We start from the raw sequence: 23,174 nt of genomic DNA on the forward strand, positions 1-23,174 counted from the left end.
TTCAGCAAGTGTTTTTTCTGCTTTAATCGCAGCAAGTGCTACCTTAGCTTTAAAATCATTTGAATGATTTCTTCTTGGTCTACGTGCCATAAAATACTCCATATATTGATGTTTATAACATCATTTGGGGAGCAAAATATCACTTATAGGTGTTGTTCAAATTTCCTGATCCACCTCTCTAGATACAGACCTACCTTCATAATACAAAGCCTCATCTGTTCTCAGTAAATAGGGGGCTGAGTAATTTTCAAAATTAGATTGGAATTTTTGATAATCGTGCTTTAACAGCTTTTGAAGTTCTGTTTGGATTTTTTGATTTGACGCAATTTGAGAGATGGATGAAATATCTGAATATTGAGCTAAGTCTAACTCTTGTGCATGGGTAAAAATAGAAAGAATCAGAAAAAGGCTGAAGTAATATTTATTCTTCATAGCGGGCTTATTATTTGTAGTCTATTTGATGATGTCCATATTGACTTACTTATGGATTGTTCATTTTATATGGACACTTATGGAGTATCAATAAGAGTAAAACCCTTTTGCATAGATTTCATAACATTCTCCACAAATGTTTTTGTTTATTTATAAGCTTTGTAAGCTAATTTATAGTTAGCACTAACTGTGCCAAAACTGATTATAATAAAATTGACAGAAAAAACAGCACTTTAAAAAAATAAAATTATTACAACGTAGTTTTAATGTTTTATTTAGTAAAAAAGTGACAATTTATGTCACTAATCCACCTATTTTCTAGTCTAATATAATCGGATTATTTTCTAATTCGTTGTTTTGCTCTTTAACAGATTGTGCATAAAACTGGGTGAGCACTACACCAATATACTTCACTCCTGTCACCACAGCCAGGCGAAACTGTTGGTCAACCAATTGTGAAATTATATTTTGGCAGATATCATCCCAGACCGCTTGTTCCGTTGCTTGTTGAATCCCTCGATCAATCACAATTTCAACTTTACGCTCACATAAATTGATATACAGCAGCACACCACTATTATATTCAGTATCCCATACCCCAAGTTCTGCAAATAACTGACGCGCACGCATACGAGTCTCTTGGTAATATGCCTGATTTACAGGTAGATGCCCTTCTATGACGACCTGAATTTCCCCAACATGTCCACACTCAGCCTCAGTCACTGCCTGGGCAATCGCATCCTGATCCTGTTTGGAAAAGTATCGTTTGGTTGCAGGCATATATAAAAAATGTTTCAACCAACGCTTAAAACTCGGCTGATTCACTTCTTCTGTTTTAGCTTGTGTGACAATCTCTGTTGTATCCGTTGTTGTTACCATGATCCTGATGCCCCTCCACCACCAAAGCCGCCACCGCCGCCACTAAATCCACCACCGCCAAAGCCGCCACCTCGCCCTCCACCACCGCCACGACCGGCAGATGAAAGTACCAGTTGAAAAATGGTTTGTGCAATTGCAGTGATGAGTAAAAAGAAGATGCCTACTCCAATCAATAAACTGGTAATTAAGCCAGCCCCATTGACCAGTCCAGTCACCGTACCTGCGACAGCTGCTGTAGAAGCACTTAAAGGTTTACCGACAATAAATGAACCAATAATCCCTGCAATTAAAATAAATAAGGCGGTACTCAAGGTTTTCTGTTTTGCTTGCTGTTCATGCAAGGCTTTTTCTTGCCGTTCTTTCAGTTCCTGCGCTGCATTCGCTGCAACTTCAGGGTCCATATTGAGAATACGTTCAATCTCTGCAAGTCCAGCATCAATGCCTTGGGCATATTGGGCCTGTTTAAAATAAGGGGTGATTTGATTACGAATAATTCGGCTTACCACAATATCAGGAAGCACACCTTCCAGACCATAGCCAGTTAAAATCTGGATACGCCGGTCATTCACCGCAATCGCCATGAGCAGACCATTATCCTGTTTTGCAGAACCAAGTTGCCATTTTTCAGCCACCCGCATGGCAAAATCAAAAATATCTTCCTGACCGGTGGTTGGGACAATCACCACACCAATTTGGGCCTTGCCCTGTTCATGCAGCTTGAGAATCCGTTGGCTGATCTCCTGCTTTTCACCCGCACTAAGTAAATTGGCCTGATCCACAACCGGCTCATTTAAAGTCGGCAGTCCACGGATAGACTCGCCTTCTGCCATATCATTGGCAATGTGCGGCTGTTTTACTTCTGGCTGTGCTGACGGCTGTTGCTGGGTTTGTTGTTGCTCCTGAATGATCTTCCCTGCAATGACGGCATCTTCATTATCCGGGACTGCTGTCTCTGCACTTAAAGCGAATGAACTGGACAATATTGCACACCACAAAACCAGTAGTTGCAAAACAATCGCAAGAGAGCTTTTCTTTTCTGGAGCAGACATAAGCGCATCCTTTTCTATATAGCCACCCGATTAATCAAATGTCACCTTCGGCGCTGTTTGTGCACCCTGTTCAGCACTGAAATTCGGTTTTGGATTCATGCCAATCACTTTAGCCGTCATGACTTGCGGGAACTGGCGCGAATAGGCATTAAAGTCTTGAACTGAGGCAATATAACGGTTACGTGCCACTGCAATGCGGTTTTCAGTCCCTTCCAACTGTACTTGTAAATCACGGAACTGCTCATTCGCCTTTAAGTCCGGATAATTTTCAGATACCGCAATTAAACGCGACAATGCACTGGTCATCTGGGCCTGTGCTTCCTGATATTTCTGGAATAAAGCCGGATCTTCCAGCACTTGTTTATCCACTTTTAGTCCTGCAACATTAGCACGTGCCTGAGTGACTTCTGTTAAGACCTGTTCTTCATGTTTGGCATAACCTTTCACCACATTCACCAGATTGGGTACCAAATCTGCACGGCGTTGATACTGGTTCTGCACTTCAGCCCAGGAAGCCGTTACAGCCTCATCCTTCACCTGTAAAGTATTATAGCCACAGCCGGTTAAGCTTAGCGTGCTTGCCAGCACCACTGTCGCTGCGGTTTTTTTGATAAAATTCATTGTGCTATTCCTCTATTATTTATTTGTATTTGTTTAAATATTTTTATTGTAAACATATTTGGCTGTAGTTTTGTTTAATTTATTTATTCAAGATAAATTTCAATTTTTCTTGAATAAAATAAAAAAAGCCCGATTATGCGTCGGGCTGAATCAGGTATCATTTCAATCAGCTATAAGCACCTGTTGATCGCTCCTTTTGAAATTCCGGATGGAGATATTCAGTCGCCAATCGCTGCTTCCACATATTGACGATCTCGCTATAATCAATTTCAGAAGGATGAAAATCAGCTTTAAAATAGGATAGATATTCCGGCAATAACTGGACAAACATTTTCCCGATTAGATAAATTCCCAAAAAATTACCCGTGACTTTAGGCAAACTTTTCTTCTTATCCTGCCAAAACAACCGCGTGGCCGAATAGAAAGTCAAGCTGGCAAAGCCTGTGGTCACACTGCGCATAATCATACGTCGCACTTTATCATCGCCATACACATGCTGATAAACATCAAAGGCGACAGCACGATGTTCAATTTCTTCAATCGCATGCCAGACCCAGAGTTTGATTGTATCTTCATCTGAACTTGCCAAGATTTCAGGATGTCGCAAAATATATCCGCCCAGCAAAGCTGGTAAAATGCTCAAAGGCACAGGTAATTGCCAGCTGGATTTTAGGATGCAGCCCTTTAATATAACTGTCTTTACGTGCAAGCCAAGCCTGAAAACGATCCAGATTATAATCATCCCGACGCCAGGCATCATTAAACGCTGTATGCGCTTTGGAATGCATAGCCTCCTGTCCAATAAAGGCAGCAATTTGGGCCTGAAGTTTTTCATCTTTTACGCGATCGCGGACATTCCGTACGCTATGCACAAAAAACTGTTCCCCGATGGGAAATGTAGAAGATAACGCTGTCAGCAAATGTGACATGAGGGGAGAATTGGCAAAATAATGCCTGCGAATGGCTTGCGGAGTAAATTGCGGTTTACGCACTGTAATTCCGACAGCCTTTGGACGATTTTGATATGATTTTTCTGCCGTCACTTGAGTCATCTGAATATCTCTTCGCTGAAATACAGACACTCAGTATGTGCAGGAATTGCTGCTTCATATATGGCATAAATGCTTGGCTCATTTGCAAAATCAGCCATTTTTCCAGCTCATTTACTCCTAAAATCCTTTATTTATCAGCAGGTACACAAAACTTATCATTTCAGGCAATACGTCATGACAATAAAAAACCCGCCTAAGCGGGTTTTTTATCAATGTTTAATGAGAGATTAAACATCCAGATAATCAAGGATACCTTCAGCCGCCTGACGACCTTCCCAGATTGCAGTCACCACCAGGTCAGAACCGCGCACCATATCGCCACCGGCAAAGATTTTCGGATTTGAAGTCTGGAATTTAAACTCTTGCTGTTCTGGCGCAACCACACGGCCTGAACCATCCAGGTTAATTTTCACATCATTAAACCAGTCAGCAGGGCTGGTACGGAAACCGAATGCTAGAAGAACTGCGTCAGCTGGCAAGATTTCTTCAGAACCCGGTACAGGTTCAGGGCTACGACGACCACGGCTATCAGGCTCACCCAATTGTGTAGTCACAAATTTAACACCTGTCACTTTACCGTTTTCACCGACAATTTCGATTGGCTGACGGTTAAACTGGAATTCCACACCTTCTTCGCGTGCATTTTTCACTTCACGGCGAGAACCCGGCATGTTTTCTTCATCGCGGCGGTAGGCACAAATCACGGATTCAGCACCTTGACGGATAGAAGTACGGTTACAGTCCATCGCTGTATCACCACCACCCAGTACAATCACTTTTTGGCCTTCTACACTGATGTATTCAGCAGGATCTTTTTCCCAGCCTTGGCAACGGTTAACGTTGGCAATCAGGAAATCCAGTGCATCATAGACACCGTCCAGATCTTCACCGGCGAAACCGCCTTTCATGTACGTGTATGTACCCATACCCATAAACACGGCATCGTAGTCTGCAAGCAGCTGATCAATCGTAACATCAGTGCCAATTTCAGTATTTAAACGGAATTCAACGCCCATGCCGGTGAAAATTTCACGGCGACGTTTCATCACGTCTTTTTCCATTTTGAATTCAGGAATACCAAAAGTCAGCAAGCCGCCAATTTCAGGACGCTTGTCAAAGACAACCGGTTTAACACCGTTACGTACCAGAATATCGGCACAGCCCAGACCTGCAGGACCCGCACCAATGATGGCAACTTTTTTGTCTGTCCACTTCACGTGTGACATGTCTGGACGCCAGCCCAAGGCAAAAGCGGTATCATTAATGTATTTTTCAGCATTCCCGATGGTCACTGCACCAAAACCGTCGTTCAGGGTACACGCCCCTTCACACAAACGGTCTTGCGGACAAACACGACCACACACTTCCGGCAGGGTATTAGTTTGATGGCAAAGTTCTGCTGCCTGGAAAATGCGACCTTCAGCAATTAACTTTAACCAGTTGGGAATGTAGTTATGTACCGGACATTTCCATTCGCAATATGGGTTACCACAACCTAAACAGCGATGCGTCTGGTTTGCCGCAATTTCCGCTGTAAAAGGCTTATAAATTTCCACAAACTCTGCTTTGCGGACAGTTAGATCTTTTTTCTCTGGATCTTGGCGTGGGACATCCAGGAATTGAAAGTCATTGTTTAGGCGCTCTGCCATGTCTCTCTCCGTGGGGAGGCGTGGTCGGTTTATTTATCCGCCACACCTGCCTATCAATCTGCAGTAGTGGAATTATTGTGGATCAGCTTTGGTTGTTTTCAAAAGCGTTTGCAAATTAGCAGCTTTTGGTTTTACAAGCCAGAATTTACGGCTGTAAAAATCAAACTCATTGCGGATCTTGTACGCCCAAGCACTACCTGTCTCAGCAATATGCTCATCCAAGATGCGAAGCAAGAATTCTTGATGCTCTTCCATCGCCTCTGTAGAAATACGGTTTAATTCAATCAACTCATGGTTGTAATGGTCAACGAAGTCGTTATCCAGATCAAGTACATAGGCAAAACCACCGGTCATACCTGCACCGAAGTTATGGCCCACTTTACCTAGTACAGTCACAATACCGCCAGTCATATATTCACAGCAGTGATCGCCAGCACCTTCAATCACGGCAAATGCACCTGAGTTACGTACCGCGAAACGTTCACCGGCTGTACCTGCAGCAAACAGTTTACCGCCAGTCGCGCCATATAAGCAGGTATTACCAATGATTGCGGTTTCCTGAGTCTGGAACGGCGAACCTTTAGGCGGGAAGATAGACACGCGGCCGCCCGCCATACCTTTACCTACGTAATCGTTGGCATCACCTTCAAGTTTAATATGTAAACCGCCAGCGTTCCATACACCTAAAGACTGACCCGCAGTACCGGTTAAATTGACTTTAACAGGATGCGCTTCCATGCTGAGGTTGCCATAGCGACGTGCAATTTCACCAGAGATACGTGCACCGATCGAACGGTCACAGTTACCAATCGTGAAGCTATATTCACCGCTGATTCCCGCTTCAATCGCTGGCAACATTTCTGCCACCATTTTCTCAGCCAGAATACCTTTGTCAAACGGCGCATTCCCTTCAACCTGGCAATATTGCGCCTTGCCTTCAGCTGCAGGATGTGACTCAAGCAATGCGCTCAAGTCCAGGTGCGCATGTTTTTCAGTTTCACCTGGCAACATTTCCAGCAGATCGGTACGGCCGATCAAGTCTTTCAGGCTTGCAACACCAAGCGCTGCCAACCATTCACGGGTTTCTTCCGCAATGAAGTGGAAGAAGTTGATCAGCATTTCAGGTTCACCAATGTAGTGTTCCTGACGTAAATGATCCTGTTGAGTTGCCACACCGGTCGCACAGTTGTTCAAGTGACAGATACGCAGGTATTTACAACCCAATGCAATCATTGGCGTTGAACCAAAGCCAAAGCTTTCTGCACCTAAAATTGCCGCTTTCACGACATCCAGACCTGTTTTCAAACCACCATCGGTTTGTACACGAACTTTACCACGCAGGTCATTCACGCGAAGGGCTTGATGCGCCTCACTTAGACCCAATTCCCATGGCGAACCGGCATGGTGAATTGAAGATAATGGAGAAGCCGCTGTACCGCCGTCATAACCGGAAATGGTAATGAAGTCGGCATAAGCTTTCGCAACACCTGCAGCAATAGTTCCCACACCCGGTTCAGAGACCAGTTTCACAGACACCATCGCCTGAGGGTTGACTTGTTTCAAGTCAAAGATCAATTGTGACAAATCTTCAATTGAGTAGATGTCATGGTGCGGTGGAGGTGAAATCAGGGTCACACCTGGAACCGAGTAACGTAAACGTGCAATCAAGCCATTTACCTTACCACCCGGTAACTGACCGCCTTCACCCGGTTTTGCACCTTGCGCCACTTTAATCTGCAAGACTTCTGCCGAAGTCAGATACGCAGGGGTTACACCAAAACGGCCTGAGGCAATCTGTTTGATTTTCGAGTTACGGATAGTGCCATAACGTGCTGGATCTTCACCGCCCTCACCCGAGTTGGAACGACCGCCAATGGTATTCATGGCAATGGCAATCGCTTCGTGCGCTTCAGGAGACAATGCACCCAAAGACATCCCGGCAGAGTCGAAACGCGGCAGAATGTCTTCTACAGATTCCACCTGATCCAGTGGAATTGAATTATCTGTTTTCAGTTTCAGCAAATCACGAATGGTTGCAACCGGACGTTTGTTCACCAATTCAGCATATTCTTTAAAGTCAGCGTATTCACCTGAACGAACCGATTTATGCAGGGCATTGATCACATCCGGGTTAAAGGCATGATATTCCTTGTCGAATACGAATTTCAGCATACCACCCTGATCGATTGGCTTACGTGATTTCCACGCAGTATCAGCCAGTTTTTTCAGGTCATTTTCAAGGTCGGTAAAAGTAGCACCCTTAATACGGCTTGGTACACCTGTGAAGCATTTATTGACCACTTCATCAGATAGACCCACAGCTTCGAACAACTGACCACCACGGTAAGAGGCAACTGTTGAAATACCCATTTTAGACAGGACTTTCAACAAGCCTTTCTCAATCCCTTTACGGAAGTTCGCCTGTGCATGAATCGGGTCACCCAGCAATTCACCTTTGGCAATCAGGTCATTGATGACGTCATAAGCCAGGTAAGGATAGATTGCTGTTGCACCAAAGCCCAAGATCACTGCAAATTGATGCGGATCACGCGCCAGACCGGTTTCAACGATAATGTTGGCATCGGTACGCAGGCCAACATTGATCAGGTGGTGATGCACCGCACCTGTTGCCATGAGCGCATTGGCTGGCAAGAAACCTTGACGGATTTTCTTGTCTGAAAGCACCAATAAAGTTTTACCATCACGAATGGCTTGAGCAGCCTCTTCACAAATACGTGTGATGGCAGCTTCCAAACCTTCAGTTTCTGCATAGTTCAAATCAATGTCAGCAATTTCATAACCTGGACGCCCAAGGGTACGAATTTGATGCATTTTGGAATTTGACAGCACAGGACTTGAAACAATCAGACGATCAGCATGCTCAGGACTTTGTTCGAATACATTTTGTTCACGACCAAAACAGGTCTCCAGCGACATCACAATCGATTCACGCAGTGGATCGATTGGCGGGTTGGTCACCTGCGCAAACTGTTGACGGAAGTAATCTGATACATGACGTACCTGACGAGATAACACCGCCATTGGCGTATCATCACCCATTGAACCTACCGCTTCCTGACCGCTTTCTGCGATTGGACGAAGCAACTGGTCACGCTCTTCAAAAGTCACTAGGAACATTTTTTGTGAAGCTTTTAGCTCGTCGCCTTTTAAGCCTTGATCACATAAATATTCTTCAAGTTCTGGGCTACCTTGTACACGTACAGAATTTTCACGCAACCATTCACGGTAAGGACGCATTTTTTTCAAATGATTGCTGACATCTTTGGTATCCAGCAATTTGCCAGTGAAGGTATCAATCACCAAAATCTGGCCCGGTCCCACACGACCTTTAGAAATCACATCTTCAGGTTCATAGCCCCACACACCAATTTCTGACGCAAGAGTAATGTAACCATTTTTAGTAATGACCCAACGTGCCGGACGTAAACCATTACGATCCAGCATACAGATGGCATGACGACCATCCTGGATAACCAAGCCAGCAGGACCATCCCAAGCTTCCATATGCTTAGAGTTGAATTCATAGAATGCACGTAGGTCAGCATCTAAAGTTTCAACATTTTGCCAAGCTGGTGGAACCAGCATACGCAATGCACGGAACAAGTCCATGCCACCACCGACAAGAATCTCAAGCATGTTATCCAGGCTTGAAGAGTCTGAACCGGTACGGTTCACAATCGGGTTAAGATCGGTTAAACCTGGCAATAACGGGTTTTCGAATTTTGGTGTACGTGCCATAGCCCAGTTACGGTTTGCGGTAATGGTGTTGATTTCACCGTTATGCGCAAGATAACGGAACGGCTGTGCCAAAGGCCAACGCGGTAATGTGTTGGTCGAGAAACGTTGATGGAACACCACAATATGGGATTCCAGGCGTTCATCTGCCAAATCGGTGTAAAAATCAGCAATCGCTTCAGGCATCATTAGGCCTTTATAGCTAATCACTGTAGAACACAAAGTCGTCACGTAGAATGATGGATCATTGCTTAACTGCTGTTCTGCACGACGGCGTGCCAAGAACAATTTGCGGTTAAACTCAACCTCAGTCACACCCATCGGACAATTGACAATAATCTGTTCGAATGCAGGTAAAGACTGCATTGCAATTTCACCAAGCGCATCATTATTGGTTGGGATAACACGCCAGGCTAAAACTGTAAGGCCTTCAGATTCAATCTCTTTAGCCAGCACTTGTTTAGAATGTGCAGCAATCGCCGGATCTAGATTTAAAAATACCGTACCGACAGCAAAAATTTCACTTAGAGTGATATCACTGAGTTTTTTGGCTTCTTCACGGAAGAATTTTTTCGGCATTGCCAAAAGCAGGCCACAACCATCCCCTGTCTTACCATCTGCGGCAATACCACCACGGTGGGTCATGCAGCTAAGGCTGTGCATAGCGGTTTTAACGAGATCATGGCTTGCATCACCCTGCATATGGGCGATTAAACCGAAACCACAGTTATCTTTAAACTCATCCGGTTGGTATAAACCTTGAGCGGGAGCTACAGTATTAGGCGATGGCATGTGCATAGCGTACCCTTCTTTCAACATGGCCCATAAAACGGGCATCTAACAATCAAATAACTTCTTTGCGATTTAGTCCAATTCACTCACATCAAGATCAATGTTGAGCAAAACTTCTTCATCCTGTCTAAGATAGTCTGATTTTGATCTTTGTACATGGATGAATTGCAAAAAATGTTTTGCTTCGTTTACGCACTCTTTTAAAGCAGGTAAATTTGACAATTTCGCACACTCATTGAATCTTTTCGCGCCAAAACAGGGACATTAACTCAATTCATGCACCAATAAAGCAAAAAATATGCCAATTTAAAAATTAGAGTGCTAAATGTTTTAAATATAGAAATATTAAAATTTCATTAACTTTAGAGTAATTTTCAAGAAACATATTTCGCACTATATTTGTGCATATAAATAATTTTATAACTCAAATTGCTCTATTTTAGAACTATATTTTTAATTAAATGGGTCATTAATTTCTTTTTCCGGAATCTTGTTTCCGCCTTGTTTCGGTGCAATATCCGCACCTGAATGTGACTGCTGGATATCTACCACATTACCCTGTTCATCACGCCGGGTTACGGTGGTGGTCGTGGTTGCATTTTTAGGATCAGTCTCAGCTGCAGCCGGCTTAGGCTTCGGCAAAACCAGCAAACTTTCATCCACTTTTGGCAAAGGGACTGATTTGAGATTGACTGCATACAACTTATAATTGCTGCCCATTTCATCTGCGCCCATGTCATTGACTAAAGAAACATAATTTTCAATATCCTGTACTTTGGGCTGAACAGTCTTGGGAAATTGTAGCGGTAATTGTTCTAATACACGTTGAGCTTCGTCTTTATTTCGATAGATACCATAAAGAAGTACATATTGTTCAATCTGGTTCTCGCCACTCAAACGAATATAAAAAAAGTTGTTGCGATTCGCCTGTTTTTTCAGAAAGCTTCGAATCACATCATCTTTAGTGACCCGAAACAATTCGATGGTACTTGCATTTTTATTCTCATTAATAAATTTGCTGCCACGAAATTCTGGCTCATAACTTCCTGTAGTCACCACACGTGTAGTCATTTGTAAAGGGCGCACCTCTTCCTGAAGCGCACCCAGCAGGCTGGTCGCAGCAACCTTTTCCGGCTGAATTTGCAGTTCAGATTCAGTTTCAGCAGACTTTTCTACCTCAACCAAAGCATCACTGTCGGTAATCGCCCAAAAAATCAGTGCTGCAAACAGGCACACCATCCCACACACCAGCCAGATATAGTTTTGAATACGTTGCCATTGTGTCCGGAAGGTTGCCATGATTTATGCCTTTTCTTGATTCGCTAAAATCGCCTGTTTCATCAATTCCACATCAAATTCTTTGCTGATCACAGCCTGCCCGAGCGATTTCATCAGGACCAGACGTAATTGTCCATTCAGCACTTTTTTATCATGTGCCATATAGCCAAGAAATTCTTGCAGTGGAATAGCTGGGCATTTTACTGGCAAATGTGCACGTTGAATGATTTTTTTTGTACGTTCCAGATCTTCCAGTGAAATCCAGCCCATACGTTGTGACAAATCAGCCGCCATCACCATACCGGTAGCCACAGCTTCGCCATGCAGCCAGACCCCATAACCCAGATAGGATTCAATTGCATGACCAAAAGTATGACCTAAATTCAATAAGGCACGTTCGCCCTGTTCTTTTTCATCATTCGCCACAATACGTGCCTTATGGGCACAGGAACGATAAACAGCTTCAGCCAGCAATTGCGCATCTCGCGCGACTAGACCATCCATATTTTGTTCAAGCCAGACCAGGAAATCACGGTCTCCCAGCAAGGCATATTTAATCACTTCTGCCAGACCTGCAGATAATTCACGGTCGGGTAAGGTCGACAGCTGCGACATATCAGCAAGCACAACCTGAGGTTGCTGAAAAGCGCCGATCATGTTTTTACCGAGTGGATGATTAATCCCGGTTTTTCCACCCACGCTTGAATCAACTTGCGACAGAAGCGTCGTCGGCACCTGAATAAAATAAACGCCGCGCTGGAAACAGGCAGATGCAAAACCGGCCATATCTCCAATCACGCCACCGCCCAGAGCAAGCACTGTGGCATCACGGTTAAAACCCGCTTCCAACAAGGCATCAAAAATCAGGTTCAGGTGTTCAATATTTTTATATTGCTCCCCATCCGGCAAAATACATGTTGCAACTGTTTTTCCCAAATGCTCGATTGCAATCACATAATGTTCCAGATACAAAGGTGCAACCGTGGTATTGGTGACCAGCATGACCTGTTTTCCGCGAATATACGGCTCAAGCAATGATTGAGGATCCAAATCACTGCCAATAAAGATAGGATAACGGCGATCACCGAGTTCAACATGTAAAGTTTGCATGAAATTAAAACCGTTAATTAGACTAGCTTTGTTTCTTGAGAAACAATCATATGTAAGATTTTTTGCGCTAAATCCCGAGCAGCACCCTGATTTGTTTCAATAATATAATCTGCAATTTCACGATATAAAGGATCACGAACTGCCAATAGATCACGTAACTTTTGCTCAGGATTTTCAACTTGCAGTAAAGGACGGTTTTTATCCCGATAAGTGCGCTGTAATTGAATTTCGACAGGAGTATAGAGGTAAACAACGATTCCGCGCTGTTTTAAGAATTCGCGATTAGGCAACTGGGTTACTGCCCCACCACCGGTTGCAACAACCAGCTGTGAACGGGCAGTGAGCTCATCAATCACCATTGTTTCACGGTTACGAAATCCCTTTTCACCTTCTTTTTCAAAGATCCAAGGGATTGTCGCACCTGTTTTACGCTCAATTTCCTGATCACTATCAAGAAACTCTCGTCCCAACAGTTCCGCTAAATGACGACCAACAGTTGTTTTCCCAGCCCCCATTGGCCCTACCAAATAGACATTTGGCAGGGTTTCAAACTCATTGCTTGGCAAGGAGTCACCTATTTATTTTGTTAAATTCAAAATATATTAATGATTTCTTGAAACACTGTCATTAACAATTCGCGGTGTAACAAAAATCAATAGCTCTCGCTTATTGTCAGACTTGATATCTTTACGGAATAAACGGCCTACGTAAGGAATATCACCCAAGAATGGTACTTTGGTTTGTTTATTAGCGGATTCCTGCTCAAAAATCCCACCCAAGACTACTGTTTCTCCATTATCTACCAAAACATTCGTGTTAAGCATATTTTTATTTAAATAGAATTCGCCTTGACTCGTTACACCTGCAATGCTGTCGTTTTTAATATCGAGTTGCATTTGCACTTTGCCATCTGGGGTAATACTTGGGGTTACATCTAATTTTAATACAATTTCTTTGAACTCGGTTTTAGATACAGCATTTGCACCACCACCTTCAGCAGACTGATAAGGAACTTCAACACCAGATTGCACACTTGCTTTTTGCTTATCTGCAGTCAGAACTTTTGGTGTAGAAATTACTTCCCCATAACCATCTGCTTGTAAGGCTGAGAGTTCCAAATCCAGCATAAAATCAGATAAACTGATTAAACCAAAAGCAATACGGCTTGCACCTTGACTGGTTACACCTAAATCCACATTTAAGTTCTGTGGACGTTGAATCGTATACTTACCGTCATCATCAGGTGTTTTTAAATCCCATAAAGTTGTGTCACTTCCGCCGACCAACAAATCATTATTTTGATTGATGCCCTGTGACAAGATCCCCCACTTCACGCCCATTTCTTTACTGAATTCTGTAGAGGCACGCACAATACGGGCTTCAACCATCACTTGCTTCACCGGAATGTCTAGCAAGTCAACCATTTTTCGAACTTTATCAATATTCTGTGCGGTATCGTTAATAATCAGTGTATTGGTACGTATATCTGCAGATATCGTTCCACGTGAGCTTAATAAACTTTCACTAGAATTGTTATTGTTACTACTATTACCAGAATTAGAATTATTCGAAGATTTAGTTTGTGTAATCAGTTTTTCAATATCAGCAACCTTGGCATAGCTGAGTTGCATATACTCTGTTTGTATGGGTGCCAGTTTTACACTTTGGGCCAGTGCTTTAGCTTCTTCTTCTTCCGCCTTAATTAATTCCGATACTGGCGCAATCCAGATGACATTTCCGTTACGGCGCTTATCCAGATTTTTAGTTTTTAAAATAATATCTAAGGCCTGATCCCATGGTACATCTTTTAAACGCAGGGTAATATTGCCTTGTACACTATCCGCAGCCACCATATTAATACCGGTGAAATCTGCCAGCAATTGCAGTACACGACGTACTTCAATATCCTGAAAATCTAATGAAATCTTTTTACCTGTATAAGCATTGGCTGCCTTAGGTTTTAATGGGTTTTTATCTTCAGGACGTTTTAAGCTGATAGTCAGTTTGTTATCCGTCTGATAAGCCATATATTCATAACTGCCAGAAGTTTGAATCGTAATCACGCCATTGCCACCATTATTGGTAGCATCGACCGTAGATACTGGAGTTGCGAAATCATTGACATTTAAACGACGCGCCAAGTGTGCAGGAACTTTATTACCCAGAGTTCGCACTACGACTTTACTACCTTGTTGTTGTACATCTACCGGAGTATTGCTCCCCAATAAATCCACAACAATTTGACCTTCACCCTGACTACCGCGCTGGAAACCAATATTAGAAATACCTTGCGCAGCTTTTTGGGCAACCACTTGCTGAGAGGCAAATGCATTCGCAGTCGCAGAATTAATTTTTAAAATAAAAGTATTGCCTTCGACACGCGTGGTAAAGGCACCCGCTTCAGCCAAATTCACGGTTAAACGTGAGCGTTGGGCATCAGAACTCACATCGATGGAAGTTGCTTCTTTCGTTGCAACGGGAATGCTATTTTGTTTTAAATTTTGTTGGGCTTTATCAAAATCAAGAATTAGACGTGAAGGCTGCTCTAGCTGGTAAGCCTGAGGTTGTGGCGGCAAACCATTAAACATGACACGAATTTCTGTACCTTGGCCTGCAATCTGCATAGGTACAATATTGGTCATACTCACCTGTGCATTTGCAACCTGCATGATCGCAATCGCAACAGCACCCATAGAAAATTGACGAAACAAATGGTTCATTGTATTGCCATCCCCAAATATAAAATCTTTAAACCTATTATTCATTTTTATTCCTTTTAAACTTAAGGCGCCGGTCCAATTAATACTAGACTTCTTGGACGCTCCACGTATCCTTCTCGCCCATCCGGAACAATTTCCACGAGATCAATCTGTGTAGGCGTGATATTGACCACACGACCATGATTCATGCCCATATAACTGCCGCGCTGTATCCGCTCAATTTCACCATCCGGGGTTTGAATCAATGCCAAGATCTGTCCAGACTGACTACGCATACTTCCCTTCATATTCAAGGATTCAATTGCATAGCTTTCTAAAGGTTGCAGTTGACGTGATAAATTAGGATAGACACGTTTTCCTGACATAATTTTTAATTCAGCAGCCAGTGAGCTCGGTAAAAAAGGACTTTTAAGCTGGTGTGCAGCATAATCAAATGTCGGTACAGGTGGAAAAACCGGTGCAGGTTCAATCGGCAATGGCGGCTGATTGCGAATATTGGCCATTTGTTCATTCACAGCATCAATACGTGAATCACAGCCCACCAACAATAAACCCAACATCAAGCTTAGAGAGAATTTTTGCATTTTCATTACTGTGCCCCTCCAGCCGTAGCAGTTGAATTTGCATTCGCAGCTTGCGTTTCTGTCGCTTGAGCATCCGCAGCACCGATATAACGATATGTTTTTGCTTTAACGTTATAATTCACTTGGGGAATATCAGATTTTTTCTCTTTATTTTCCGAGGCGGTAATCTCAAAATCATGCAAAGTCACAATACGTGGCAGTGCAGCAATCCCGCTTACAAAAGAACCAAAAGCGTGATAATCACCGGTTGCCTCAATCGCAATTGGCTGTTCAATAAAGAACTCTTGTTTTATTTCATTTTCTAAACGGATATTTTTAAATTTCAAACCAGAATTCACACCAGTCACGTTGATATCTTCAACCAGTCCTGGAATTTCAGTTTCTTTAGGCAATTGTTCCAATTGCTGATTAAAATTCGCTTCCATTTCCTGTAACTGTGCTTGCAACAACTGCAAATTGCGAAGTTTAGAATCTTTTTCACGAAACTCGTTAAGCAGGTTTTGCTCTTGAGCAGCAGCATTCGAAATATTATCCAATTTACTTTTAATTGTTAAAAAATACCCGAGAAAGGCAATCATGACAACAATCAAAATCCAACAGGTGATTTTGACGGATAAGGGCCAACTACCATAATTATTTGGATCTAAGGTATTGAACTGCTGAAGAAACTTATCCAGCGTCATTTTCTTTTTACGCACCACAACTTCATTTGGATTTAATTCATCAAATTCATCGAGACTCATTCGGTCGCCTCCACGGTTGAATTAGCTGTATTGGATGGTGCTTGTTGTTGTGCTTCTGGTGCAGCAGGTTGGGCGATTTCATCTAAGTCAGCAGTCACCACAAATGAACCATAGCCCTCTTCAACACGTGGAATCACGGAACTTGGCGCTTTATCTTTTTGTTCTTCAACTGCTAAAAAAGAATTCATGAAAGCGTTGCGATACCAAGCTGATGCTTCTAAATTACGCAAAAATTCTGCAACGGTATTTGGACTTTCAGCTCTGCCTTCAATGGTGAATTTATCGCCTGTACGCACAAATTTGGTAATGTACAAATTAGCTGGCGTAACACGAACCAGCTCATCTATCAGACGTACTGCAATCGGACGTTGCCCTTGCAAGCCTTGAATCAGTTTCATACGCTCAATAATAGCATTACGCTGCGCTTCCAAACCTTCCAGAGATTTTAATTGCACATCAAGATTTTGATTGGTGCTGGTAATCAGCTGATTGGCCTGTTCCTGGTCTTCAAGTTTATGGTCATAATAAAACCATGAGGATGTAACCGCCAAAGCGCCAACGAATGCCGCCCCAATACAAATTGCTATAAATTCTTTTTTCCGTTTCTCTCTCAGCTCATCACGCCAAGGGAGCAAGTTAATTCTTGCCATTAATCAAAACTCCTCAATGCCAGACCACATGCCACCATGAGCGAGGAAGCATCATTCTCTATTTTTTTAATATCGATTTGTGGAGAAAACCCCATTTGCAAAAATGGGTTGGCAATTGTGACGCGATAACCCAGTTTTTGTTGTAGTAATTTCGCGAGTCCTGGAATATTCGCATTCCCCCCCGCCAATAAAATGTGGTCAATCTCATTGAACTGTGAAGACGAGAAGAAGAACTGCAGTGATCTTGCTGCTTGCTGAACTACAGCTTCCAAGAATGGCTCTAAGACTTCAACATCATAGTCATCGGGCAATGAACGGGTTTTCTTGGCACGGCCCGCTTCTTCAAAAGACAGACCATAACGATTTTGAATTTCTTGAGTCAGCTGTTTACCACCAAACACCTGTTCTCTGGTATAAATCACTTTATTATTTTGCATGACAGATAAGGTCGTCATGGTATGACCAATATCTAAAATACCCACCGTATTCACACCTATTGGTAAAGTATCGGAAAATACTTTATAGGCATTTTCTAGCGCAAAACTTTCAACATCGGCAATTTTTGGTGTCAGGTTAGCCAGTTCCAGCACTTCAGCACGTGCTTCTACATTTTCAAGACGCGTTGCAACTAAAAGCACATTTACCCGATTCGGATTGGCTAAACGATCCGGCAATACTTCAAAATCCAGACTGGCTTCGTCCAGAGGAAAGGGAATATATTGCTCGGCATCCATACGAATCTGGACTTCACGTTCGTCATCCGTCATATCCGCATCCATTTCAATGGTTTTGGTAATGACCAGTGAAGTTGGGACTGCGAGCGCTGCAGCTGTACATTGAGTATTGGCAAGATTGAGTGCTCGCTCTAGCGCATCACCCACTGCTTCTGGATTTAAAATATTTTTTTCAACAACACTACCTTCAGGCAAAGGAATCAGCGCATAGCTTTCTACCCAATACCTGTTACCGCTCTTAACAGAAAGTTCTAACAATTTAACAGAAGTAGAACTAATATCTACTCCTATTAATCCCTTATTCGGCTTACGATATAACCTGAGCACAATATAATTCCTATTATTTTTTTATCCCCAATAAAAGTAACTTACTAATCAGTGATGGTCTATAATTTTATACAGATACAATAACTCATCTAACAATCTGTATGTGTAAAGGCTATACTGACCGCCAATTAGTTTGCCATTAGCTCTTATTAAAACTTACTTGTTATGAAAAAGCTATCTTGTTCGGGCCATGTTCATCCATTTTTTTTGATCATAATTATAGTCTTGGTCTCAATTCCGATGGGATTTTATGGTATGTATCTCTATATTGCCCCATCCCTGCCTAAAATGACCACCTTAAAAAAGGCGCCATTATTAAAACCTTTACAAGTATATAGTGCAGATAATGAGCTGATTGCCGAGTATGGCGGAAAGTTATCTGTCCCGGTGGAATACAAACAGATTCCCAAACCTTTTATCTCTGCTTTTCTTGCTGCAGAAGATTCATCGTTTTTTGAACATAGCGGCATCAGTTTTAAAGGTTTAGGTCGTGCGGTGAGTGAAACCATCACCGGTTCCAATGTGCAAACTGGTGGTTCCACCATTACCATGCAAGTGGCAAAAAACTATTATTTAACCCCTGAACGTACATTAAAACGCAAACTGACTGAAATTTTTCTGGCACGCAAAATTGAACAGAACCTGACCAAAGAAGAAATTCTTACCTTATACGTAAATAAAATCTTCTTGGGTAAAAATGCCTACGGGATTGCTGCGGCTGCAAAAATTTACTACAACAAAAATCTGGATCAGCTCAGTATTGCTCAAATGGCCATGATTGCCGGCCTACCCAAAGCACCCTCAAAATACAATCCTGTCGTCAATCCTACCCGCGCCTTGGAACGCCGCAACTGGATTCTGGGTCGTATGCTGCAGTTGGGTTATATCAATCAAACTCAGTATAAACAGGCCATTGCTGAACCGGTTAACCTCGATATGCCAGACCGCGGCATCAATAACAAATATCCCTATGTCGGTGAAATGGTCCGTTCAGAATTGGTGGAAAAGTTTGGTGAACAAGCAATTGATTCTGGCTATAAAGTTTATACCACGATCAATAGCCAGCGTCAGGCCTTCGCAGAACAGTCTGTACAGGAAGGTCTCGAAGCCTATGACCGCCGACACGGCTGGAGAGGTGCCGAGGCACATGACAAACCACTGAGCGATTTCATCCCTTATGCAAATACCTATCCTGCCAAGGTGGTTAAAGTCGAGAAAAATGCTTTTGAAGCTTTGATGCAAGATGGCTCTACAGTGACTGTGCCCTGGTCAGGCATGTCTTGGGCTGCTCCCTATCGAAATGCCAATAGCATTGGTCCTGCTCCGCGTACAGCTGCACAAATCGTAAAAATAAACGATATTATCCGCTTACGTCCGAATGACAATAAAACCTCTTGGGCACTGGTACAGATTCCTAAAGCACAAGGCCAGCTGATTGCATTAAACCCGAACAATGGCGCAATTGAAGCAATTGTTGGTGGATACAATTTTTATCAGTCTAAATTCAACCGTGCCTTACAGGGCTGGCGTCAACCAGGTTCGACCATTAAACCCTTTGTTTATGCATTGGCACTTGAACGTGGTATGACCCCCTATAGCATGGTCAATGACAGTCCGATCACTATTGGCAAATGGTCACCAAAAAATTCCGATGGTCGTTATCTTGGCATGATTCCATTACGTCGTGCCCTGTATTTATCGCGAAATACGGTATCGGTTCGCCTGCTGCAAACGGTGGGCATCGAGCGTACCCGACAATTACTGATGGATTTTGGTTTACATGAAAATCAGATTCCGCGAAATTACACGATTGCCTTAGGTACACCACAAGTTCTTCCTATTCAAATGGCTACAGGCTATGCCACTTTCGCCAATGGCGGTTACCGCATTCAGCCACATTTTATTGACCGTATTGAAGATGCCTATGGCAAAGTGATTTATCAAAGCAATCCGGAATATGCGTGTATTTCCTGCATCAATCAAAATGATGAAGAAACTGCATCTGCAGAACCCGTGACCCCTGATGATGAAGTGATTAATATCACCAATCAGACGCTGCCAGAAGAAAAACAGCTCGCCCAACTTGAGCTGGATGAAACAAAGAGCCAGTACCGTCAGGCACAGCGTATCTTGAAATCAAGCTCGGCATATGACATGGCCAATATTCTGCGTGATGTGATTCAGCATGGTACCGGACGTGCCGCACTCAGAATTGGCCGTGATGATATTGGCGGTAAAACAGGAACCACCAATGACGCCAAAGATGCCTGGTTTGCAGGGTTTAATGGCAAACTGGTGACTGTAGCATGGGTTGGTTTTGACCAACCAACTACACTAGGCCGTCGTGAATACGGTGGTGTTGCGGCCTTGCCAATCTGGACCAACTTTATGGGCAAGGCCTTAAAAGGTACACCAGCAGCCTGGGTACATTTTGACAAAAATGCCAAAGCACCAGCCAATCGTAACCAGACGATTACTATAGGTGAACCCGTCCAGACAGATCGCTCCTCTCCACCTTTGGCTCGTCCATTGTACCGTCCGGCACCTGCTGCCCCAGTGCGGGCACCGGAAAGCGACTTTGACGACTTGCCCGGAGAAGAAATCCTGGTTCCAAATAATGCAAATCCTCCAGATATGCAAAAACAAAACAGCAAACCGGATGCGCTGGATAATCTGATTGATGTATTTCATTGACATCTTCCCCTAGCTAAAGTAAGGGGATTCCTACTGCTGGACGCTTATGCCCAAGCGCAAGAATGTTTAGGGCGGAATTTAAATCCCGATCGTGGTGTGTACCGCACACCATACAATCCCATTCTCTTATTCGCAAATCTGCTCTACCTTTCGGGCTGCTGTGAGATATTTCACCACAACTCGAACAAATTTGGGTGGTATAGGCTTCGTTAACTTCTTCAAACAATACCCCTGCGTTCTCGCATTTATACTTGAGCATTATTTTAAGTGCTGAAAATCCTGTATCTAAAACAAACTTTGCCATCTTAGTTTTTACAAGTTTATTCGCACTTAGATTACCTACAACAATCAGTGCATTTTCCCTTACAAGCATAGTGCTTGCTTTGTGCAAATGATCTTTACGACTATTTGCAATCTTGGCGTGTAACGCACGTACACGTTTTTTATTCTTTGCTCGTTGAGCAATTCCTAATTTATGCTCATATTGACGATAGAATTTAGGATTCGAAATTATCGTACCATCGGAACACGTTGCGATAGCCTTTAAACCAAGATCAATGCCAATTGCTTTGGTTGCTGTCGGCTTGACTTGCTTAGGTGAATTCACCACTAGACATACATACCAACGCCCACGGCTATCCTCAATGAATGAACCTGTCTTAATGCTGTATTGGCTTAAACCGTAACTATCCCACACCTTGAACTGATGCTTGCCGTATTGTACATAGCCATCAGCATACTTGATGGCAACTTTCTTGAAGGGTATCCATCCAAGCGATCTTCTTGCTGATTTCTTGTTACTCACACGCCATTTCAGTTTTGTTTTTTTAAACTGTTTCCTTCGTGTGACCAATTCTTCAGTAATAGCCTGAATAGTTTGGCTATGAAGCCCACATTCTTTTGATGTGCCTTTAGTGTACTTGGCAATATCGTAAGCAGTTAGAAATTCACCTTTTCTTTTAAGGTGCTTGAAACTTAAATCATTCACATAATTCCAGACAAAATTCACTTCGGATGCCAATTGATCTAGCACCTCGCAATGTTTGTCCTTGATACGCAATTTAAGTGTCTTCATGTGCTTATATTAATATTTTGATGGTCTTAAAAAACCATCAAACAGACTTGAACGACACTTCATGTCGTGTCGCTTATATACTCGGACCACCCCGAGATTTTACACTCCAATGCATAAAAAAACTCCCTCATTTGAGGGAGTTTTTTTATGCGGCTTATTTCTTTTTAAATAAATAAATCTGAAATTGGGCCTTTAACTCAAACTGATCTTTCTGCTCTAACACCTGACGTCGCTCTGGCTTGGCTTTATAGGCATAAGGCGTCATCGCAATCAGATGCTTTAAATCCGCTTGTGACAAGGTAAGGGGCGCGTCGACCACACTTTCCTCCACCAGCTCAAAAGCATCTTGCAGCTGAGTGACAAATTTATGCGGTTCATGCGGATTCACTTCTGCAAAAAGTGCCTCACGCATGGCATATAAATGCTCTTTCGCCGGGGTCACCACCATCAAATAGGCATGCGGTTTCAGTACCCTTAATATTTCCGGTTTCGGAATCGGACTGAATAAACTGGTACATAAATCAATTGAAGCATCCAGTACTGGCACAGTAGCTCCTGTTCCCACCACCCAAGTCACATTTTTATTGAGCTTTGCAGCCACCTGAACAGCATTTTTAGCGATATCCACACCGACACATTGCAGTACTTCCGCCTGCATAGCACTGGTGTAATAACCTTCACCACAACCAATATCCAGCAGGTTTTCAATGCGTAATTCACGAATTTTTTCAACCACTGCCTGCTGTAAAGGCGCATAAAAACCGGCACTTAAAAATGCACGACGCGCCTGTACCGATTCAGGTGTGTCGCCCGGATTCTTACTGTGCTTATGTTGCACTACATGCAGGTTCACATAGCTCTGTTTGGCCACATCATAACTGTGATTATTCACACAGTGCCATGTTTTTCCAGTCAGTTTCAATACTTCATGACAGACAGGACACATCAGCAGATTCATATTTTTCTCCAATGCCTGAAATCAGGCGATAAAAAAGCCGGCAGATGTGGGAGCAAATGCCAGCTTTTTTC

16 protein-coding genes and 2 pseudogenes are annotated in these 23,174 nt (G+C 43.0%); 1 reads left to right on the forward strand and 17 read right to left on the reverse strand.

Features of this window, described 5'->3' with window-relative positions:
- Positions 1 to 180: 180 nt before the first annotated feature.
- From FTT87_RS05035 to FTT87_RS05105, 15 genes and pseudogenes are all read right to left on the reverse strand, one after another.
- A pseudogene (locus tag FTT87_RS05035) lies at positions 181 to 432 on the reverse strand (hypothetical protein); the annotation flags it as partial.
- Between the two features lie 318 nt (positions 433 to 750).
- Positions 751 to 1,311 carry a TPM domain-containing protein gene (locus FTT87_RS05040; RefSeq protein WP_180174515.1) on the reverse strand — a complete coding sequence of 187 codons (561 nt, stop codon included), beginning with the start codon at positions 1,309 to 1,311 and terminating at the stop codon, positions 751 to 753.
- The gene (locus FTT87_RS05045; RefSeq protein ID WP_180174516.1) at positions 1,305 to 2,360 is read right to left on the reverse strand and encodes a YgcG family protein; all 1,056 of its coding nucleotides are present in this window, start codon (positions 2,358 to 2,360) and stop codon (positions 1,305 to 1,307) included. Before FTT87_RS05045 ends, FTT87_RS05040 begins: the two co-directional genes overlap by 7 nt.
- A gap of 30 nt (positions 2,361 to 2,390) precedes the next feature.
- Positions 2,391 to 2,981, reverse strand: coding sequence for a LemA family protein (locus FTT87_RS05050; protein WP_092820197.1), 591 nt, complete (start codon positions 2,979 to 2,981; stop codon positions 2,391 to 2,393).
- A 166-nt stretch (positions 2,982 to 3,147) separates the two neighbouring features.
- Positions 3,148 to 4,033, reverse strand: a pseudogene (locus tag FTT87_RS05055) (metal-dependent hydrolase).
- Between the two features lie 227 nt (positions 4,034 to 4,260).
- A complete protein-coding gene (locus FTT87_RS05060) occupies positions 4,261 to 5,682 on the reverse strand; it encodes an FAD-dependent oxidoreductase (RefSeq protein WP_131273114.1) in 1,422 nt (473 codons plus the stop codon).
- Between the two features lie 72 nt (positions 5,683 to 5,754).
- A complete protein-coding gene (gltB, locus tag FTT87_RS05065; protein ID WP_180174541.1) occupies positions 5,755 to 10,230 on the reverse strand; it encodes a glutamate synthase large subunit in 4,476 nt (1,491 codons plus the stop codon).
- 453 nt (positions 10,231 to 10,683) lie between these two features.
- Complete coding sequence (locus tag FTT87_RS05070; protein WP_180174517.1) at positions 10,684 to 11,529, reverse strand: hypothetical protein; 846 nt, start codon at positions 11,527 to 11,529, stop codon at positions 10,684 to 10,686.
- Between the two features lie 3 nt (positions 11,530 to 11,532).
- Positions 11,533 to 12,618 (reverse strand): 3-dehydroquinate synthase, encoded by a 1,086-nt coding sequence (gene aroB, locus FTT87_RS05075; RefSeq protein WP_180174518.1) that lies wholly within the window; start codon positions 12,616 to 12,618, stop codon positions 11,533 to 11,535.
- Between the two features lie 17 nt (positions 12,619 to 12,635).
- Positions 12,636 to 13,184: a shikimate kinase AroK gene (gene aroK / locus FTT87_RS05080; protein ID WP_092820202.1), complete on the reverse strand. Its 549-nt coding sequence runs from the start codon at positions 13,182 to 13,184 to the stop codon at positions 12,636 to 12,638.
- A 36-nt stretch (positions 13,185 to 13,220) separates the two neighbouring features.
- Entirely contained in the window at positions 13,221 to 15,338 is a 2,118-nt protein-coding gene (gene pilQ, locus FTT87_RS05085; protein ID WP_180174519.1) for a type IV pilus secretin PilQ family protein, read from the reverse strand.
- 62 nt (positions 15,339 to 15,400) lie between these two features.
- Positions 15,401 to 15,928, reverse strand: coding sequence for a pilus assembly protein PilP (locus FTT87_RS05090; RefSeq protein WP_180174520.1), 528 nt, complete (start codon positions 15,926 to 15,928; stop codon positions 15,401 to 15,403).
- A complete protein-coding gene (locus FTT87_RS05095; protein WP_180081807.1) occupies positions 15,928 to 16,665 on the reverse strand; it encodes a type 4a pilus biogenesis protein PilO in 738 nt (245 codons plus the stop codon). Before FTT87_RS05095 ends, FTT87_RS05090 begins: the two co-directional genes overlap by 1 nt.
- Entirely contained in the window at positions 16,662 to 17,315 is a 654-nt protein-coding gene (locus FTT87_RS05100) for a PilN domain-containing protein (RefSeq protein ID WP_180081806.1), read from the reverse strand. The genes FTT87_RS05095 and FTT87_RS05100 overlap by 4 nt, the downstream gene beginning before the upstream one ends.
- Complete coding sequence (locus FTT87_RS05105) at positions 17,315 to 18,376, reverse strand: pilus assembly protein PilM (RefSeq protein ID WP_086197208.1); 1,062 nt, start codon at positions 18,374 to 18,376, stop codon at positions 17,315 to 17,317. Before FTT87_RS05105 ends, FTT87_RS05100 begins: the two co-directional genes overlap by 1 nt.
- Before the next feature lie 165 nt (positions 18,377 to 18,541).
- On the opposite strand from FTT87_RS05105, the gene ponA reads away from it, so the two are divergent.
- A complete protein-coding gene (gene ponA, locus FTT87_RS05110) occupies positions 18,542 to 21,070 on the forward strand; it encodes a penicillin-binding protein PBP1a (RefSeq protein ID WP_180174521.1) in 2,529 nt (842 codons plus the stop codon).
- 13 nt (positions 21,071 to 21,083) lie between these two features.
- On the opposite strand, the gene FTT87_RS05115 is transcribed toward ponA, so the two are convergent.
- Positions 21,084 to 22,145: an RNA-guided endonuclease TnpB family protein gene (locus tag FTT87_RS05115; RefSeq protein ID WP_180174522.1), complete on the reverse strand. Its 1,062-nt coding sequence runs from the start codon at positions 22,143 to 22,145 to the stop codon at positions 21,084 to 21,086.
- Positions 22,146 to 22,299: 154 nt separating this feature from the next.
- On the reverse strand, positions 22,300 to 23,103 hold the full coding sequence (locus tag FTT87_RS05120) for a putative RNA methyltransferase (RefSeq protein ID WP_180081802.1): 804 nt from the start codon (positions 23,101 to 23,103) through the stop codon (positions 22,300 to 22,302).
- Between the last annotated feature and the right edge of the window lie 71 nt (positions 23,104 to 23,174).

The sequence above is a fragment of the Acinetobacter sp. YH01022 genome (assembly GCF_013420235.1).
Taxonomy (GTDB): Bacteria; Pseudomonadota; Gammaproteobacteria; order Pseudomonadales; family Moraxellaceae; genus Acinetobacter.